Raw genomic sequence first — 17,050 nt, 5'->3', positions numbered from 1 at the left:
TGGCGATCGGGCTTTCAGTCTGCTATGAGGGGCCGAAACTCCTCTAGAGGGGTTCGCGGTCCCGTAGCTCAGCCGGATAGAGCGGCGGTTTCCTAAACCGTAGGTCGGAAGTTCGAGTCTTCCCGGGATCGCCATTCTTGCGGATGCAAGCAACCCAATAAAGTCAGCCATTTCTCGACATAGGCGCTCCGTTCCGATGGGGAAAGCTGGATCCGGCTTCCCTGAGCTTGGTCGAATCGCTCAGACCTGCCGTTCCGGCAGGCGCAGCACGAGCCCGTCGAGCTCGAGGGTTATCTTGATCTGGCAAGATAGACGGCTACCCGGCAGGCGGTCGCACGCCGTACCGTCGAGCAGGGCGTCTTCCTCGTCGGCCATCGGCGGGAGACGCGCGAGCCAGCCATCGTCGATATAGACATGGCAGGTGGCGCACATGGCGTTGCCGCCGCATTCGGCCAAGATGCCGACGAGCCCGTGACGGGTCGCCGCCAGCATGGCGCTTTCGCCCTCGCTCGCCTCGACACGATCGCTTCGGCCATCTGGATGAATGAAGGTGATTGCAGTCATCGCGCCTCGCGTCATGCCGGAGTGATCGCAACGGGCAGGCTGTCGAGCCCGCGCAGCGTGTTGTTGAAGCGGCGCTTCGGCTCGCCCGTGATCTCGATTTTCGCCACCCGGCGCACTAGTGCCGACAGCATCACCTCGCCTTCGAGCCGCGCAACGAGCTGGCCGACGCACATGTGGATGCCCGAGCCGAAGCCGACATGGCCGCTGGTGCGTCGATTGATGTCGTAGCTGTCGGGCTTGTCCCAACGCCTTGGATCGCGATTGGCCGCGCCGAGGAACATCAGGATTTTCTCGCCCTCGCCGACCAGCGCGCCGCCGAGTTCGACCTCTCTCGTCGTGGTGCGGAAGAAGGTCTGAATCGGGCTTTCGAAACGCACCGCTTCCTCGAAGGCATTGCGCGCCAGCGTCGGGTTGTCGCGCAGGAGCTGCCATTGATCCGGAAAGCGCGCCAAACAGTAGATGGCGGCACCGAGGCCGTTGACGGTTGTGTCAAGGCCGGCCGACAGCAGCGAGCGCACCAGGAGCGGGGCCTCTGCTGCGGTGATCTCGCCTTCATCGACGCGCGCGTGGATGCAGGCGCCAAAGCCGCTAGGGGCGAGGTTTTCGCGCTGGCACTGCTCGGCAATGTAGGCCTGGTGCGGCGCCGAACGTTCGATCGCCTTCTGGCGTAGTTGGTTCGGCGGGCCGAACGCGTTGAACACCAGGCTGGCATAGGGGAGCAGATGCTCGCGACCCTCGGCCTTCAGACCGAGCGCATCCGGGAAGACCGAGAGCGGATAGGCTTCCGCAAGATCCTCGATCGCATCGAAACTGCGCTTGTCCAAGAGCGCGTCGACCCTCGCTTCGGCGGCCGCCGTGAAGCCGTCGCGCACCTGCTTCATGACGCTCGGCGACAACACGCGGCTGAGCACGGCACGGGTGCGGGTATGGGCAGGCGGGTCGGCCTCGAGGATCAGGCTCGGCGGCCGCCAAGGCTTTTCCTTCTTGAAATCGCTCAAGCCCACGCCGCGGCTGGAGCAGAAGGTCATGGGGTCGTTCAGCACCGCATGGACTTCGACGTAACGTGCAACGCCATAGACGTTCCACTTGTCGAGATATACGACCGGCCCCGCTTCCCGCAGGACCTCGTGGGTGGGGAAAGGATCGGCGAAGAACTCGATCGCAAAGGGATCAATGTCCAGATGCGGAACCGCGCTTGTCGTGGAAGAGGAGCCGAGTGCACTCATTCAAGTCCTCCCTCGTCTTGCTTGCCCCTATCGCATCAGCCGGAATTTGCCGCCTTCCACTTTTTATAAGAAAGGCGGAACGCTCGTCGTAGCCGTTGTGGTCGGTCGGAGACATGGTGGAGAGGCCGTTGTTCAAGTAGACGTCCTTGCCGCGCTCGAGTTCGTCGCGCAGCGCGGCTCGGAATTCCGGCGTACCCGGCTTGGCGGTCTTCAAGGCGTGTGCCGCCGCCGTTTTCAACAGGGCGACGGCATCCCACAAATGCGCAGCGAAGATGTTCGGCTTCTGGCCATTCGCCTTTTCGTAGGCAGAGACAAACGCGTCCCGCGCCAGCCGGAACGGATCGTTCGCCGGCAGATCCTCTGCGATGGTGAACGCCTCCCCGGTAAATACGGCGCCTTCGACGTTGGCGCCCCCGAGCTTGATGAACTCTTCCGTCGCGACGCCGTGGGTCTGGAAAATCTTGCCGGCATAGCCCCGCTCGCGAAGGGCTTGCTGGGGCAATACGGCCGGCGTGCCCGCGGATGCAACAAATACCGCCTCCGGATTGGTCGCCATCACCTTCAAGGCCTGGCCCGTCACGCTGGTGTCGGCGCGGGCGTAAACCTCATGTGTCGTCACCGCCAGGCCAAGCGTCGGAGCGAGCCGGCTGACTTCCTTGTAATAGCCTTCGCCATAGCCATCCGAAACCCCGATATAGCCGAGCGTCTTGATGCCCGACTTCGCGATATATTTGAGGATGGCCGCCGCCATCAGGTCATCGTTCGGCACGACCTTGAACGCCCATTTGCGGCGGTCGTCCATCGGCTGGACGATGGCGGTCGCAGCCGCCAGCGAGATGATCGGGGTTTTCGATTCCATGGCGATATCGAGCATCGGCATGGTCACGGGCGTCAGCGACGATCCGATCAGGATGTCGACGCCGTCCTGGATGACCAGGCGCCGCGCGTTCTGGACGCCCTTGGTGGTATCAGATTCATCGTCGAGCGGGATGTAGACGACCTTCTCGCCGCCGATCTCCTTCGGCAGCGCCGCCACCGTTCGCATCTGCGGTTGCCCGAGCGCCGAGCCCGGCCCGGACGCCGAGACAACGATCCCAACCTTAATGTCAGCGTTTGCGTCCGAGGCGCAGAGAACCGCGGTCACGAAAATCCAAAGCCCGGCAAGGCCCAGCCTCATTGTAGTCCCTCCCGCAAGAATTCTTTTTCAAGGCGCGCGGATACGCCGAGGACGTCCGAGGCGCCCGCGCTTCGCAATTATCGCCTGCCGCGCGGTGTGCGTCTGTCCCCCTGATTGGTGACACATGCCGGCTGAAATGGCTGGCGAGAGGCCGCACGAGACGGCTTCAAACCTTCGGATGCTGCTGATAGGCTTGAAGAAAAATTCGGAGGAAGCGATGGGATCAGGAGCGATGGAACCGGGAGATTCGTCAAGCGTCCTTGCACCGATGGTGCTTGCCATCGGTCGGCCGTCGTTCCCGCATGTTCTGATGGATACGGTTCGAGCGGTGGCTGGTGTCGGCCATTGCATGGTGTTTGCCTTCGAGACGGAGCGAACGGCGCGTTGCGCCCTGGGAATCGGAAACATCGGCATAGGGTCGGATCTCGGCGCGGCGTATTCCGAGCACTTTCATCTGGCCGATCCGAACCGGGAGGCGATCCTGCACCAGCGATCGGCGCCTCGCCCGATCATCCTGCCGAGCTTCTCTCGTCGTATGTACAGCGACAGCTATCGCAAGATCTTCTTTGAGGATGCGGAGATCGTCGACAAGATCGCTGCCGCGATCTGGGTCGACAGCGCCTGCTTTTACGTGAACTTCTACCGGACCACCGAGCAGGGCCGGTTTACCCGCAGCGAAGCCGCGCGTCTCTGCAACCTGGCGCCAGCCATCAGCGCGATCGTAGCGCGTCACTGCGAGGAGGAGCTTGTCGCGGAGGCGCCGACAAAGCTTCAGACGCTGTTTTCGACCCGCGAACCGTTCCTCAAGCTGACCGGTCGGGAGAAGGATGTCTGCATGCGGATCCTGTCGGGCTATGGGTCCGAGGCGATCGCGGCGGATCTCGGCATCAGCCTGCACTCGACCTTCACCTATCGCAAGCGCGCCTATGAGAAGCTCGGCATCTCCTCGCAAAACGAACTGTTCGGCATCGCACTGCGCCTGATGGCATTGCCCCGCGGCACGCATTAGCGGCACGTCTTGTCCCGTCCCCAACCAGCGGGACAGACGTCCCATCGGCCCTCGGGTAATCTTGAGGAAATACCCGGAGGACCGAACCTTGAGCACTGCGCCTCGTATCGATATCGACGTCGCGGCATTCTGGAGCGATCCTTATCCGACGCTCGCGAAGCTCCGTCGGGATGCTCCGATCGCTTTCGTGCCGCAGCTCGGCAGCACGCTCTTGTGCAGCCGCGACGATATCTTCGTCTCCGAAAAGCAGATCGACGTCTTCTCCTCGCACCAGCCCGAGGGGCTGATGAACAGCCTGATGGGCCACAACATGATGCGCAAGGACGGCGACGCGCACCTCTCGGAGCGGAAGGCGATCTTTCCCGCCGTGTCGCCGAAGACCGTCAAATTCCACTGGACGGCGCAATTCCAGGCCCATGCCGACCGCATCATCGCCGCGCTTGAGCCGGCGGGCGCATGCGATTTCGTGCGCGATTTCGCGCTGCCGTTCTCGGCGGAGTGTTTGAAATCGATCACCGGGCTGACCAACATGCGCTTTCAGGACATGAACGCCTGGTCGCAGGGGATGATCGACGGCATCGCCAATTACATTGGAGACCCCGCCGTCGAGGCGCGCTGTCACGCCGCGACGTCGGGCATCGATGCGGCGATCGACGACATGCTGCCGGTGCTCAGCAAGAAGCCCGATCAGAGCCTGCTCAGCGTGATGCTCGCGTGCGGCATGCCGATGGAGAGCGTACGCGCCAACATCAAGCTTGCGATCAGCGGTGGCCAAAACGAACCACGCGACGCGATCGCCGGCACCGCGTGGGCGCTGCTGACCCACCCCGATCAACTGGGATTGGTCCTCGACGGCAAGATTCCGTGGATGCAGGTCTTCGAGGAATATGCCCGCTGGATCTCGCCAATCGGCATGTCGCCGCGCCGCATCGCCAAGCCGTGGAAGATCCGTGACGTTGCCTTCGAACCTGAGGAACGAGTGTTCCTGATGTTCGGCTCCGCAAACCGCGACGAAAAGCATTTCGAACGCGCCGATGAGTTCGACCTTGGCCGCGATACCAGCAAGAGCATCGCATTCGGCGCCGGGCCGCATTTCTGCGCCGGGGCCTGGGCTTCGCGCACCATGGTCGCCGATGTTGCGCTTCCGACCGTCTTTGCAAGGCTAAAGAACCTCCGCATCGTCGAGAGTGAACCTGTGCGGATCGGCGGCTGGGCGTTTCGTGGGCTGCTCAATCTGCCGGTTGCTTGGGGTTAGGCCGAGCTTCGCATCCGTCGAGCCCACGCGAGCCAACCGCGCAGACAAACTTTTCGTCGCGCAGATGATCAGGTACATCCAAGCTTCGTTCCCTGCCGCCTGCGGCGGGGAGATGATGTACTGGCATGTCCCAAGGCTTGACGGATGAAGAAGGCGAAGAACGTGCAACCGGGGGCTCCCGCCCTTGAAAAGGGGCTGGATCTTCTGGAAGCACTCTCGGCGGAGTCGCGCGGTCTCAGCCAGAAGCAGCTGGCCGAGCGGGTCGGTCGCTCCGTCGGCGAGATCTTTCGCATGCTGGTGGCGCTGGAGCGCCGCGGCTATGTCACGCGCGATCCCTCGACGGGCGAATATACGCTGACACTAAAGCTGTTCCGGATTGCCTCGCAATTCCCGCCGACCGAGCGGCTATTGAAGGCCGCACTGCCCGTGATGGAGCAGCTTGCCGGCCGCGTGCAACTGTCCTGCCATCTCACCGTGCTTCATGGAGAGCAATTCATGGTGATCGCGCGGATCGAGCCGGAATGGCTGATGGGCTGGTCGGTCAAGGTCGGCGCCGTGTTTCCGCTCACCCAGCAATATGCTTCGGCGAAAGTGCTGGCGGCGTTCCAGCTCGAGGGCCGACGCCAGGAGCTGGCGGAAGTCATCGCCGCCAATGACCGGATCAGCGGCAAGAAGGCGCTCGCGGCGCTCGACCGAATCTCGGCGGAGGGCGGCAACTTCTCCAACGACGACGGCTATACCCGTATCCTCGCCTATAGCTGCCCGATCATCGAAGCTTCCGGCCGCGCGGTTGCGGCGCTGACCGTGCCGCTGGTGCGGGAGGGCCGCATCTCCGCCGGCGAAGCCGCCACCATCGCCACCGAGTTGCGCGCCGCCGCGAAGATCGTATCGGAGAAGGTCGGCGGCGTGCCTTAGTAGTAGCCGCGATGGCGGTGCGCTCCCTCTCCCGCTTGCGGGGGAGGGCCGGGGTGGGGGTGTCTCCGCGGGCGAGACTCTTCGTGTGGAGAGAGCCCACCCGGATCGCATCTGACGATGCGATCCGACCTCTCCCGCAGGCGGGAGAGGTGAAGCGAGCGTCTCTAACCCACCGTCATCCCTCCATCGACGACCCAGGCAGCGCCGTTGACATGGGCAGCCGCATCGGAAGCAAGGAACGCGACGATATCGGCGATATTGTCCGGCTTCCCGTACGGCGCACCGCCACGTCGTCGCGGCGCGACCGCGCGCTTGCGCGCCTGGTCTTCGAGCTCCTGGATCATGCGGGACTCGACCGGCCCCGGCAGGATCGCGTTGACCCGGATCTTCGTTCCCGTCACTTCCAGCGCTGCAGTGCGGGTCAGGCCGAGCACCGCATGCTTGGATGCCACATAGCCGGCGAGTCCCGCACGGCCGCGGATCGCAGAGGTCGACGCGGTGTTGACGATCGCGCCCCGTCCGCGCGGGATCATTCTCGCCAATACGTATTTGAGACCGAGGAAGACGCCCTTCACATTGACCTGCAACAGCCGGTCGAACGTATCGTCAGGGTATTCGTGCAGCGGCGTGACCACGCCTTCGATGCCGGCATTGTTGGCGAAGATGCCGATCGGACCCAGCTTCTGCTCGATCGTTTCGACAAAAGCCGCGGTCTCCGCCGCGCTCGAGACATCGGCGCGGATGGCGAGCGTCTTGGCGCCGGCTGTCTCAACGAGGCGCGCCGTCGCCGCAGCCGCCGCTTCGTCGATATCGACGATCGCGACAGCTTGGCTCTTGCGAGCCAGCGCGAGCACGATCGCCCGGCCGATGTCGCCACCACCGCCGGTGACGAGCGCTACGTCACCGCTCATGACTTGAGGAAGTCACAGCCACCTTCCTCCAGCGGCCGCCACGCTTCGCTCGGCGGGATGGTCTTGATCAGCTTGTAATAGTCCCAGGGATATTTCGACTCTTCCGGCTTCTTGACCTCGAACAGATACATGTTGTGCAGCTTGCGGCCGTCGGCGCGAATGCTGCCCTTGCCGAACAGGGGATCGTCGGTCGGCAGCTTCTTCATCTCCTGTACCACCGCCTTGCCATCGCTGGAGGCGCCGAGCGCGTCGACGGATTTGAGGTAGTGCAACGTGGCGGCGTAGACGCCGGCCTGCAGCGCGGTCGGATAACGGCCGTTGTTGCGAGGTGCGAAGCGCTTGGCCCAGGCGCGGGTATCGTCATTGAGATCCCAATAGAAGGATTCGGTGAACTGCAGGCCCTGCGCGACCTTCAGGCCCAGCGAATGCACGTCGCTGAGATAGAGCACGGTCGCCACCACGCGCTGGCCGCCCTGCGAGATGCCGAACTCGACCGATTGCTTGATCGAATTGATCGTGTCGCCGCCGGCGTTAATCAGCGCAATGACTTCCGCCTTCGAGGCCTGCGCCTGCAAAAGGAAGGAGGAAAAATCCTGAGTATTGATCGGCGTGCGCACGCCGCCGACGACCTTGCCGCCCAGCTTTTGCACGACGTTCTTGACGTCCGCCTCCATGGCGTGCCCGAACGCATAATCAGCCGTCAGCGTGAACCAGGTCTTGCCGCCGCTGCCGACGACCGCCCGCGCAGCGCCCGATGACAGCGCGTAGGTATCGTAGGTCCAGTGCACGAGGTTTGGCGAACAGGACTTGCCGGTGAGGTCGGACGAGGACGCGCCCGACACCAGGAGTGTCTTGTTGTTCTGCTGCACGACATTGCGCACCGCGAGCGCCACCGCGGAATTCGGCGTGTCGATGATGGCGTCGACATTGTTGCGGTCGATCCATTCGCGCGCGATGTTGGCGGCGAGGTCGGCCTTGTTCATGTGGTCGCCGCTGATGACCTCGATCGGGCGCGTCATCTTGTGCGGTGAGGCCTGAAAATCCTCCACCGCCATCTTCGCCGCCAGCAGCGATCCGGGCCCGGTGACGTCGGCATAGAGGCTCGACATGTCCGTGAGCACACCGAGCCGGAGCGGCCCGGGCTCCTGCGCCTGCACACTGAGGCTCGTGATGCCCATTGCCATGCCGCCGAGGCCGGCCAGCAGCCGGCGGCGGTTCAACGAAATACACTTTATCATGTCCAAAACCCTCCCATGTGTGGCCCGGGCTTGCGCGCGGGACGTTTGCGCCCGCGCGTGCTTTGCGCGCGGGTCGATCTTGTCGTTTTACGGAATCAGGCGCTCGATCAGCCGCCGGTCTTCGACTTCGAAGCCGCCGCCATAGACCTCCGAGACCATGAATTGCGCGCCCAGGATCTCGGGCGCGAGATCCGCGATCGGATCGTATTCGCTTGCGTGCAGCGTCATCGAGGCGCGGCCGGGCAGCGGCGCGGAATATTTCAGCGGCGTGCGGCGATAGGCGATATCGGCATAGGCCGTCTCCAGGCGTTCCGGGTGCGGCAGGCGTCGCACATGGATCTCGCCGGCCGGCAGTTCGTCGCCGTCGACAATACGGATCATCGGCGCGGACGGATCGGGTGTGAAGGAAAAATCCGTCAGCGGAATGCCGCGCCGCCTGACCCACCCAGTGATCGAACCGTCCGGCTGCTCATTGAAGGCGTAGTGCGCATCCTTCTTGGTGTAGCCGAAGACTTCGCGGCCGGCGCAGATCCCCATCGGGTCGCTGCAATACATGAAGATATGGGTCTCGGTGAACAGGCCCTTGTAGCGCACGGGAACGGTGATCATCAGATCGAACATCTGCCCGGCATGCACCGCCAGCGAATGGCCCGGCGACACCATGAAGCGGAAGGCGACGCGGTCGCTCGCGATCTCGAACGGGGTATCTGCGAGCAGGCGCGACACTTTGCCAGGTGTGACGCGCGTCATGATCTCGACCGTCCGGAGCGTGCAGCCCCACTCCACCGGATAGGCCGGCGAGTAAGGCGGATTGACCCCGCTGTTCGGGTGCAGCCGGTAGTCGCCGAACATGCGGCGCCGGGGATCGTTGGGGTCGGTAATCGGGTCGGTCATTTGGGCTTGCTCTCCTTCGGCGGCATGCTCATCGCATGGCGCCCGCTTGCGTGTTCCGCATCAAGACCTTCTGCTGGTCGCCCATCACGTGGGCGTGGAAGGTAATCGCGGCGTCGGACAGGTCGCTCTCCGGGGCATATTCCGGCGCGAAGTTGCCGTAGCGGTCGACGCCGCGCACCAGCGTCGCGCTATCGTTCGTTCCCACAACCTGCCGCACATGGGTCGGCAGATAGCGGATCGCAAAGCCGATCCGGCGCTTCGCCGACGGGTTGGGGTCGCTGCCATGGATCAGGCGGACGTGATGCAGCGACATCTCGCCGGGCTGAAGCTGCAGCATCACGGCTTTGCTCTCATCGACATCGACGGCGATCTCCTGCCCGCGCGTCAGCAGGTTGCCGGTGGCGAAGGTGTCGCGGTGTGCGATCTGCTCCAGCGTCTGAGTGTCGGGAACGACGCGCATGGCGCCATTCTCCGCGGTGCTCTCGGACAGCGCCACCCATGCGGTGACGATGTCGGCGGGGTCGAGCCCCCAATAGGTCGAGTCCTGGTGCCAGGAGACGAAACCGGGATCGTGAGCTTCCTTGATGAAGAAGGTGGAACTCCAGCAGAGGATATCAGGGCCGATCACGCTTTCGACCGCATCGAGAATGGCCGGATGGCGGATCAGGCCATCGAGCCAGGTGAACAGCAGATGGCTCTTGTGCCGCATCGATCCCTTGAGCAGGCCGTGTGCGGCCTCATGCTCCTCCAGTTTCCTGCGAATGCCTTCGACCTCGGCCGCCGACATGACCCTGATCGGCGCGTGATAGCCGTGCTCGCGGTAGTGATTGATCGCAGCTTCGGGCAGATGGGTCATGGTTTCCTCATTTCATATATGATTTCTTATTTGCATATATGAAATCAAATTTTTGACCCGAGTCAAGCCACGGGGTGGCGGTTCCGCGGGTTCGGATTGCGTCCGAATCGGGGCTAAATGCGCCGCCCAGAAAGCGGTTGCCAGCGGCGCCGGGCGACGAAAAGATGGAGTCAAACCGAAAAGGGGAGCGCTCCGCCATGCGTGTCAAAGACAAGGTCTGCGTCGTGACTGGAGCGGCTGGCGGCATCGGCGAGGCCGTGGCGCGGGCCTATGCCGAGGCCGGCGCCCGAGGTGTCGTCGTCGCCGATCTCAAGACCACGCGCGAGCGGCTTGCGAGCGTCGCCGGCGATATCGATGGGTTGGCGGTGACCGCCGATGTCGGTCTGGAAGAGGACGTCAAGGCGCTGGTCGCGGCGGCGGAAGCCAAATATGGCCCGGTCGACGTCCTCTTCTCCAATGCCGGGCTATCGCGCAAAGGACAGGAAGCCGCTTCTGATGCCGACTGGGACGTGAGCTGGCGCGTGCATGTGATGAGCCACGTGTTCGCGGCGCGGACGCTGGTCCCCGGCATGCTCGCACGCGGCTCCGGCTATCTCCTCAACACGGCGTCCGCCGCGGGTCTTCTGGCCTCGCTGAACTCGATGCCGTACGGCGTGACCAAGAACGCCGCGGTCGCGCTCGCCGAGCATCTTTCCATCCAGTATGGCGACCGCGGCATCCGCGTCTCCGTGCTGTGCCCGCAGTCGGTGCAGACCGGAATGACCACGCGGGGACCGAGCGCGGCGCGGGTCGATGGCGTGATGCAGCCGGCCGAAGTCGCGCGTATCGTGATCGAGGCGATGGAGGAGGAGCGCTTCCTGATCCTGTCGCACCCGCAGGTGCAGGAATACATGCAGCGGAAAGCCTCCAATCGCGACCGCTGGCTTGCCGGCATGCGCCGCCTGCGCGACCGCATCTACGGTGCGCCGTCTTCAGCGTGAGTGCCTCTGCCGTCATTGCGAGCGAAGCGAAGCAATCCATTGCGCCGCTTGCGGAGATATGGATTGCTTCGTCGCTGTCGCTCCTCGCGATGACGCACTTTACGGCGGCGCGAATTTCTCCAGCAAGCCCGTATAGTTCTTCGCGCCTGGAAACGCGTAGGCGCCGCGGCGCGAGGTCGTAAGCTTCAGCCCCACCAGCGCCTCGGCCTGTTTCACCGCCGCGGCGACGCCATCGATGACGGGCACGCCGAATGTTTGCGACAGTTTGGCCGCCAGATCGGCCATGCCTGCGCAGCCGAGCACGATCGCCTCAGCGCCGCGGTCCAGCGCCTGCTCGATTTCATTGCCGAGCTTTTCCTCCGCGCCCGAGCCTGGCTTCTCCAGATCGAGCACCGCGACATTGCACGCCGTCACCGCGACTCTTTCGGCAAATCCATAGCGGCGCACGAGCTCTTCCAGCGGCACCACCGAGCGCGGCAGCGTGGTGACGACCGCGATGCGCTTTGCGAGCTGGCCCGCGGTGACCAGCGCCGCCTCGCAAATGCCGACCACCGGAAATGGTGCCGCCGATCGCGCTGCATCCAATCCGGTGTCGTCGAAGCAGGCGATGATTCCGGCGTCAGCGTCCTTTGCGCTCAGTAGCGCCTGGATCAAGCCGGGGACCGCGAACGCTTCATCGTAATACCCTTCGATCGACACCGGTCCCATCGCCGAAGTAACGGCAGATATCTCGGTGCAGGGAGACGCTGCGGCGCGCGCCGCGGCGGCGATGGTCTCGGTCATCGTGACGGTGGTGTTGGGATTGACGATCAGGATTCTTGTCGGTGCCATGACGCCATCGTAGCGCGGATCAAGCGGCGTGGCAAAAATGGTCACGTCTGGTGACCTTCCTGAAAGGGGCTGTGGCTGTGCCGCAGCCGCTGTAGCATGCTCGGCACCACTTCCTCATGCCAAGTTGCACAGGGGTCCTAACCAAGGAGGACAGCCATGGTGACTTATGTCGTGCTGGCGAAGTTCACCGATCAGGGAATCCGCAGCGCCAAAGAGTCTCCGAAGCGAGCGGAAGCTTTCAAGGAAATGGCGAAGACGTTCGGCGTGAAGGTGAAAGAGCTCGTCTGGACCCAGGGTCGATATGACGTCGTGACCTTCATCGACGCGCCGGATGAATCATCCGCCATGTCGCTCAGCCTGAGCCTCGGCGCGCTCGGCAATGTTCGCAGCGAAACACTGCGCGCGTATTCGGCGGCTGAGATGATGAAGATCGTCAGCAATATGCTCTGACGACCGCTTCCAAGCGCGGCCGCCATCACAGCGGCTGCTCGGTCGGTGGCGGGCTGAGCGAAGCGGGTGCTGCGCAGCGACTTATTGTTGAGCCTGGCGCTCGAGCAGGTGATCCTTGACGAGGCGTACTGCGCCGCGCCGCCAGGAGTAGTCGGCGCCCATGCGGAGCCCGCTGTCGGCGCGCGAAATAGCGGCGCCGCTATGGGCGTCGCGGACTTGAAATCCGATCGTGTATTCGGTGCGGCTGACCCGCCTCACCACGCCGATCAGCGATTGATCCGCGCCCAGCTTCAGGGCGACGCCGGCCTCGCAGCCGCCGCAGTCGCGCAGCGTGTGTGTCTTGACGGCGTCCGCATTCGCATCGGTGATCTCGATCATGCGGTAGCGGCCCGATTGCGCGATCAGCTCGCGCACGCCATTGGTGACATCGGCCAGTTGTGCTGCATCCGAAGCCGCGACGCCGCTTGTCACAGCCGCCGCGGTGGTATCTTCCAGTTCGAACTCGAACACTGCAAGCGTGATCGGCGCGGACGCGACTGCCGGAGATGCGGGTAGCCGCGTCGCCAGCGCCGCGCGGATGTCCCGGGACAGGAAGCTCTCGGCGCGATCCCACGCCTCGTCATTGTCGCCGCGAAACGAGTAGCGCCTTTCGAACACCACCCGTTTGGTGCCGATGTCGATGACAACAGCGTTTGCCCACTGCACTAGGGTGCTCATCTTCTGAACAGCGCCGGTGATCAGGATATTGGCGCCGCCTTGCGCCGCGGCCTGCATGCGCTCAGCGGGCGTCGCCCGATCGTCCATCGAGGGCGGGATGAGGCGGTAGCGTGGGTCGGCCTCGACGCCTCGTCGCAACGCGGCCATGAAGGTCTGCAGCCGCTTTTGATGGGCGGCGGTCTGATCGGTGGGCTCGCCCGAGGTGTCGAGATAGCCGAAGTCTTCAACGGTGACGCCCAGGGTCTGGGCCGCAGGCCCGCTGGTGTCGGCACGGGCGGAACTGAAGCCCAGCAAGAGCGCAAGTAAGGCGACGGCGTGCAAGCCAACAGGGGACCGGTGCATCGGCGGACCTCTCAGTGATCATGCGGGCTTCCAGTCTGTGCCAACTAGATATGTCACCGAAGCCGACCTCCTCCCGACGCAGCCGGGAAAATTTCACGATGTCATTTTCGGGCGCGGGCAATGCTTTCCGCCGCTTCCATTCTGCCATTGATTGTATCGCCCCCGCTCGAAGATCGGGAGTCCAAATCATCCACGCGGCTGTATCCGCCGGTGTGGAAACCACAGGAGTTTCTTGCGGCACTGTCCTACGCCACGCCGCCGGCCCGGACATCGATCATGAACTCGCGGTCAGGGTTTCGCGGCGAGGGACTTCAAAGGATCGAATCCACCCACGCCACAAACGTATCGAGCACCTCGTCCATCACCTCGCGGTCGTTGCGGCCGGAGCGCGCCAGCACATGGAAGGAGTGATCGGCCTCTTTCACGAGATGCAACGTCGCCAATGATCCGAGTTGCTTGACCATCGGCTCGAGCAGCTTCAATTCCGCCAGGGCATCGCGCGTACCCTGCAGGAACAGCATCGGTATCTTGATGTCCGCAAGATGCTTTGCCCGCTCGCTGGACGGCTTCCCGGCGGGATGCAGCGGGAAGGCGAGAAACACCAGGCCGCGCACGCCGGCAAGCGGCTCGATTGCCTGCGCCTGTGAGGTCATCCGTCCGCCGAAGGATTTTCCGCCGGCGAAGATCGGCAGGCCGGCGCACCGCTGCGCGGCTTCCGCGACCGCGGCGCGCACGGCGGCATGCGCAATCGCCGGCGGATCGGGCCGCTTGCTGCCTTTGTCCATATAGGGGAACTGGTAACGCAACGTCGCGATGCCGCGCACGGCGAGTCCGGTGGCAATCACCTCCATCGAGGCATGCGTCATGCCGGCACCCGCGCCATGGGCAAACACGTAAGTGGCGCGCGCCTGTGGCGGACGCATCAGCAGCGCCGAGACCATGCCGGCATGGTCGACTTTGATCTTGAGCGATTGTGTGTCTGGGGCTTGCATCGTCCCACTCTGTGACGTTCTTTGGTTGGATCAGTCCTGCCGTATGTTCATTCACCTCTCCCGCTTGCGGGGGAGGTCGGCGCGTAAGCGCCGGGTGGGGGCTGTCTCCACTCAAAGAGTGTCAATCGCGGAGGCAGCCCCCACCCCAGCCCTCCCCCGCAAGCGGGAGAAGGAGCGCAGTTGTTACGTGGATGCAGCGCCGTCTCATCAGGCGCAGACCGCGCGAGTCAGCGCAAGCAGCACGTGCGACACGCCGCCACAAATCGTCCGCAAGACATCGGCGACAGATTGTGCGAAAAGCCGAAAATGCTGCATCATACGCCACTTATCGCGACCATTGTTGCAGGGCTTGTACTGGCTTTTGTGTTCGGTGCCTTGGCCCAGCGGTTCCGCCTACCACCGTTGGTCGGCTACCTGCTTGCGGGAGTTGCAGTCGGCCCCTTCACACCTGGATTTGTCGCCGACCAATCACTGGCAACGGAGCTGGCGGAACTGGGCATCATCCTGCTGATGTTCGGCGTGGGCCTGCATTTCTCCCTCAACGATCTCTTATCTGTCCGCGCCATCGCGCTGCCCGGTGCCGTCGTCCAGATTGTGGTTGCGACGCTGATGGGGCTCGGCCTCGCAGTCGCGATGGGATGGACGGTCGGAGCGGGCCTCGTATTCGGGCTGGCATTATCTGTCGCCAGCACCGTCGTGCTGCTTCGCGCGATGCAAGAGCGCCGGTTGATGGATACCGATCGTGGCAAGATCGCCGTCGGTTGGCTGATCGTGGAAGATTTGGCGATGGTGCTCGCACTCGTGCTGCTTCCGGCACTTGCGAGCGTGCTCGGCGGAAATGGCGATGCGCAGACCGTCGGTCCGCTCGCGGCGCGACTTGGCCTTGGCCTCACGGGCACGTTGTTGCTCACAGTCGCCAAGGTCGCCCTGTTCATCGTCCTCATGCTGGTGGTGGGACGCAGGCTCATTCCCTGGATCCTGCACTACGTTGCGCACACCGGCTCCCGCGAACTGTTTCGGCTAGCCGTGCTGGCGATCGCGCTTGGCGTTGCATTCGGCGCAACCAAGCTGTTCGACGTTTCGCTCGCGCTCGGCGCTTTCTTCGCCGGGATGATGCTGACGGAATCCCCGCTCAGCCAGCGCGCCGCGCAGGAATCGCTGCCGCTGCGGGACGCCTTTGCGGTGCTGTTCTTCGTGTCCGTCGGCATGCTGTTCGATCCGATGAGCGTCGTCCGTGAGCCGTGGCCGCTGATCGGCACGCTCTTTATCATTATCATCGGCAAGTCAGTGGCAGCCTTCCTGATCGTGTTGGCGTTCCGGCGCCCGATCTCCACGGCACTGACGATCTCTGCAAGTCTCGCCCAGATCGGAGAATTCTCCTTCATCCTGGCGGAGATTGGCGTTGTTTCCAATCTGCTCCCAAAGGAAGGTCGCGATCTGATCCTGGCCGGATCGATCCTCTCGATCATGCTCAATCCGCTGATCTTCGCCGCTGTCGACTGGCTGATACTTCGGCTCGATCAGGCGCGGGCATCACCAGAGACAGCCGCGCCTGTCACCCGCGAACCGATCTCGGTCACAAGCCTGAGCGGGCATGCGATCCTGGTCGGCTATGGTCGGGTCGGGAATATCGTCGGTGGCGCCATGAAGCAGGCTGGGCAGCCATTCCTCGTCATCGAGGACGCGGATGCGATCGTCACCGGACTCAAGCAGAAAAACATCGAGGCGATCATGGGCAATGCCGCCCGCGCCGACGTGCTTGCTGCCGCCAATCCGACCGCGGCCCGATACCTGGTGGTCGCGATTCCCGAGGCGTTCGAAGCCGGGCAGATCGTTCAGCAGGCGCGCGCCGCCAATCCGGAGATCCGGATCATCGCCCGCGCGCATTCGGACGCCGAGGTCGAGCATCTCACGCGATTGGGCGCCGATACCGTCATCATGGGCGAGCGCGAGATTGCACGGGCGATGATCGAAAGCCTGCAGCGTGAGCCGCAAATGCAGCAGGTGGAGCCGCAGGACGCCGCACTGTGATCGCTCTGCCCGGTGTGTTCCAAGAGCGCCAACAGATCGCCAGAGCGTTTTCGAGCGAAGTGGACACCAGAGCTTCGGTTCTGATTCAATCAGAACCGGGAATGCGCTAGTATGCCCCGTCTCGCGTAGGAACGCAGTCGACAGAAGAGGAACAGAATGAGTTCTCTGACGGAGCTGAAGCGGATCATCGAAACCGAATCCATCGACGGGATCCACTTGTTGGACTGTCCGCACGACAATCCGATCTGTTCGCTCTCATATGATGAAAGCATTCCCTGCATCGCGGTGGTGTGGCGGAAATACGCGACCAGCGCCCAGCTTCGCTTCGTTCATGAAATCATCCTTGGCATGCTCACGCAGCATGCCGCCGATAGGATCCTGGGAGATGATTCGGATTTGCCGATCGTCCACGCGGAAGACCAGAGGTGGATCGTGGAAGATTGGCTGCCGCGGGCGCGCGCGGCGGGTCTCAAGGCCGTCGCGACTGCCGTGTCGCTGACATTCTTCGGCAAGGTCTCGATCGGGACCATCCATTCGAAACTGGCCAAAGAGATTGCGATCAGGGATTTTCACAACATCCACTCAGCCCGCATGTGGCTCGGCAGCCTGGGTCCGCAGCAATTGGCATAGCCGCGCCGAGTTTCACCCGATCCGCCGCGCAG

General features: G+C 63.5%; 16 protein-coding genes, 1 tRNA gene and 1 pseudogene. 8 read left to right on the top strand and 10 right to left on the bottom strand.

What is annotated here, in order from left to right; all coding sequences use genetic code 11:
* The first annotated feature begins 57 nt into the window (after positions 1–57).
* Positions 58–134 (top strand) — tRNA-Arg (locus J6497_RS17100).
* 106 nt (positions 135–240) lie between these two features.
* Here J6497_RS17100 and J6497_RS17095 read toward each other — a convergent pair.
* The 3 genes and pseudogenes from J6497_RS17095 to J6497_RS17085 all read right to left on the bottom strand — a co-directional run bounded on the left by J6497_RS17095 (position 241) and on the right by J6497_RS17085 (position 2,967).
* Positions 241–564 (bottom strand): 2Fe-2S iron-sulfur cluster-binding protein, encoded by a 324-nt coding sequence (locus tag J6497_RS17095; RefSeq protein WP_225705439.1) that lies wholly within the window; start codon positions 562–564, stop codon positions 241–243.
* A gap of 11 nt (positions 565–575) precedes the next feature.
* The gene (locus tag J6497_RS17090) at positions 576–1,790 is read right to left on the bottom strand and encodes a cytochrome P450 (protein WP_225705438.1); all 1,215 of its coding nucleotides are present in this window, start codon (positions 1,788–1,790) and stop codon (positions 576–578) included.
* A gap of 27 nt (positions 1,791–1,817) precedes the next feature.
* Positions 1,818–2,967: pseudogene (locus tag J6497_RS17085) on the bottom strand (ABC transporter substrate-binding protein).
* A 217-nt stretch (positions 2,968–3,184) separates the two neighbouring features.
* On the opposite strand from J6497_RS17085, the gene J6497_RS17080 reads away from it, so the two are divergent.
* From J6497_RS17080 to J6497_RS17070, 3 genes are all read left to right on the top strand, one after another.
* The gene (locus tag J6497_RS17080; RefSeq protein WP_225705436.1) at positions 3,185–3,976 is read left to right on the top strand and encodes a helix-turn-helix transcriptional regulator; all 792 of its coding nucleotides are present in this window, start codon (positions 3,185–3,187) and stop codon (positions 3,974–3,976) included.
* Positions 3,977–4,064: 88 nt separating this feature from the next.
* Positions 4,065–5,231, top strand: a complete 1,167-nt coding sequence (locus J6497_RS17075) for a cytochrome P450 (protein ID WP_225705435.1) — start codon at positions 4,065–4,067, stop codon at positions 5,229–5,231.
* A 144-nt stretch (positions 5,232–5,375) separates the two neighbouring features.
* Positions 5,376–6,146 (top strand): IclR family transcriptional regulator, encoded by a 771-nt coding sequence (locus J6497_RS17070; RefSeq protein WP_225705434.1) that lies wholly within the window; start codon positions 5,376–5,378, stop codon positions 6,144–6,146.
* A gap of 164 nt (positions 6,147–6,310) precedes the next feature.
* On the opposite strand, the gene J6497_RS17065 is transcribed toward J6497_RS17070, so the two are convergent.
* From J6497_RS17065 to J6497_RS17050, 4 genes are all read right to left on the bottom strand, one after another.
* On the bottom strand, positions 6,311–7,057 hold the full coding sequence (locus tag J6497_RS17065) for an SDR family NAD(P)-dependent oxidoreductase (protein ID WP_225705433.1): 747 nt from the start codon (positions 7,055–7,057) through the stop codon (positions 6,311–6,313).
* Entirely contained in the window at positions 7,054–8,295 is a 1,242-nt protein-coding gene (locus J6497_RS17060) for an ABC transporter substrate-binding protein (protein ID WP_376708222.1), read from the bottom strand. Before J6497_RS17060 ends, J6497_RS17065 begins: the two co-directional genes overlap by 4 nt.
* 87 nt (positions 8,296–8,382) lie before the next feature.
* The gene (locus J6497_RS17055; RefSeq protein WP_225705432.1) at positions 8,383–9,189 is read right to left on the bottom strand and encodes an acetoacetate decarboxylase family protein; all 807 of its coding nucleotides are present in this window, start codon (positions 9,187–9,189) and stop codon (positions 8,383–8,385) included.
* A gap of 28 nt (positions 9,190–9,217) precedes the next feature.
* Positions 9,218–10,045: a phytanoyl-CoA dioxygenase family protein gene (locus J6497_RS17050; protein ID WP_225705431.1), complete on the bottom strand. Its 828-nt coding sequence runs from the start codon at positions 10,043–10,045 to the stop codon at positions 9,218–9,220.
* Between the two features lie 197 nt (positions 10,046–10,242).
* Here J6497_RS17050 and J6497_RS17045 point away from each other — a divergent pair, with 197 nt between their 5' ends.
* Positions 10,243–11,025 (top strand): SDR family oxidoreductase, encoded by a 783-nt coding sequence (locus J6497_RS17045; RefSeq protein ID WP_225705430.1) that lies wholly within the window; start codon positions 10,243–10,245, stop codon positions 11,023–11,025.
* 99 nt (positions 11,026–11,124) lie between these two features.
* On the opposite strand, the gene J6497_RS17040 is transcribed toward J6497_RS17045, so the two are convergent.
* Positions 11,125–11,856 carry an aspartate/glutamate racemase family protein gene (locus J6497_RS17040; RefSeq protein ID WP_225705525.1) on the bottom strand — a complete coding sequence of 244 codons (732 nt, stop codon included), beginning with the start codon at positions 11,854–11,856 and terminating at the stop codon, positions 11,125–11,127.
* Between the two features lie 156 nt (positions 11,857–12,012).
* Between J6497_RS17040 and J6497_RS17035 the strand changes: the two genes are divergently transcribed.
* Entirely contained in the window at positions 12,013–12,306 is a 294-nt protein-coding gene (locus tag J6497_RS17035) for a GYD domain-containing protein (RefSeq protein WP_225705429.1), read from the top strand.
* 81 nt (positions 12,307–12,387) lie between these two features.
* Here the strand turns inward: J6497_RS17035 and J6497_RS17030 are convergent, their stop codons facing one another.
* On the bottom strand, positions 12,388–13,365 hold the full coding sequence (locus tag J6497_RS17030) for a DUF3280 domain-containing protein (RefSeq protein WP_225705428.1): 978 nt from the start codon (positions 13,363–13,365) through the stop codon (positions 12,388–12,390).
* A 311-nt stretch (positions 13,366–13,676) separates the two neighbouring features.
* The gene (locus tag J6497_RS17025) at positions 13,677–14,357 is read right to left on the bottom strand and encodes an alpha/beta hydrolase family protein (RefSeq protein ID WP_225705427.1); all 681 of its coding nucleotides are present in this window, start codon (positions 14,355–14,357) and stop codon (positions 13,677–13,679) included.
* 306 nt (positions 14,358–14,663) lie between these two features.
* Here J6497_RS17025 and ybaL point away from each other — a divergent pair, with 306 nt between their 5' ends.
* Both ybaL and J6497_RS17015 read left to right on the top strand, forming a co-directional pair.
* On the top strand, positions 14,664–16,388 hold the full coding sequence (gene ybaL, locus J6497_RS17020) for a YbaL family putative K(+) efflux transporter (RefSeq protein ID WP_225705426.1): 1,725 nt from the start codon (positions 14,664–14,666) through the stop codon (positions 16,386–16,388).
* Between the two features lie 156 nt (positions 16,389–16,544).
* Positions 16,545–17,018 carry a hypothetical protein gene (locus tag J6497_RS17015; RefSeq protein WP_225705425.1) on the top strand — a complete coding sequence of 158 codons (474 nt, stop codon included), beginning with the start codon at positions 16,545–16,547 and terminating at the stop codon, positions 17,016–17,018.
* Positions 17,019–17,050: the final 32 nt, after the last annotated feature.

The sequence above is a fragment of the Bradyrhizobium cenepequi genome, assembly GCF_020329485.1.
GTDB lineage: Bacteria > Pseudomonadota > Alphaproteobacteria > Rhizobiales > Xanthobacteraceae > Bradyrhizobium > Bradyrhizobium cenepequi.
The sequence above is the reverse complement of the archived record's forward strand: the minus strand, read 5'-3'. Positions and strand labels throughout refer to the sequence as shown.

Coding starts and splice junctions, on each gene's coding strand:
- J6497_RS17070 (WP_225705434.1), top strand. CDS start 5,376: ATGAAGAAGGCGAAGAACGTGCAACCGGGGGCTCCCGCCCTTGAAAAG.
- J6497_RS17065 (WP_225705433.1), bottom strand. CDS start 7,057: ATGAGCGGTGACGTAGCGCTCGTCACCGGCGGTGGTGGCGACATCGGC.
- J6497_RS17095 (WP_225705439.1), bottom strand. CDS start 564: ATGACTGCAATCACCTTCATTCATCCAGATGGCCGAAGCGATCGTGTC.
- J6497_RS17055 (WP_225705432.1), bottom strand. CDS start 9,189: ATGACCGACCCGATTACCGACCCCAACGATCCCCGGCGCCGCATGTTC.
- J6497_RS17040 (WP_225705525.1), bottom strand. CDS start 11,856: ATGGCACCGACAAGAATCCTGATCGTCAATCCCAACACCACCGTCACG.
- J6497_RS17050 (WP_225705431.1), bottom strand. CDS start 10,045: ATGACCCATCTGCCCGAAGCTGCGATCAATCACTACCGCGAGCACGGC.
- J6497_RS17090 (WP_225705438.1), bottom strand. CDS start 1,790: ATGAGTGCACTCGGCTCCTCTTCCACGACAAGCGCGGTTCCGCATCTG.
- ybaL (WP_225705426.1), top strand. CDS start 14,664: ATGCTGCATCATACGCCACTTATCGCGACCATTGTTGCAGGGCTTGTA.
- J6497_RS17030 (WP_225705428.1), bottom strand. CDS start 13,365: ATGCACCGGTCCCCTGTTGGCTTGCACGCCGTCGCCTTACTTGCGCTC.
- J6497_RS17060 (WP_376708222.1), bottom strand. CDS start 8,295: ATGATAAAGTGTATTTCGTTGAACCGCCGCCGGCTGCTGGCCGGCCTC.
- J6497_RS17015 (WP_225705425.1), top strand. CDS start 16,545: ATGAGTTCTCTGACGGAGCTGAAGCGGATCATCGAAACCGAATCCATC.
- J6497_RS17080 (WP_225705436.1), top strand. CDS start 3,185: ATGGGATCAGGAGCGATGGAACCGGGAGATTCGTCAAGCGTCCTTGCA.
- J6497_RS17045 (WP_225705430.1), top strand. CDS start 10,243: ATGCGTGTCAAAGACAAGGTCTGCGTCGTGACTGGAGCGGCTGGCGGC.
- J6497_RS17025 (WP_225705427.1), bottom strand. CDS start 14,357: ATGCAAGCCCCAGACACACAATCGCTCAAGATCAAAGTCGACCATGCC.
- J6497_RS17035 (WP_225705429.1), top strand. CDS start 12,013: ATGGTGACTTATGTCGTGCTGGCGAAGTTCACCGATCAGGGAATCCGC.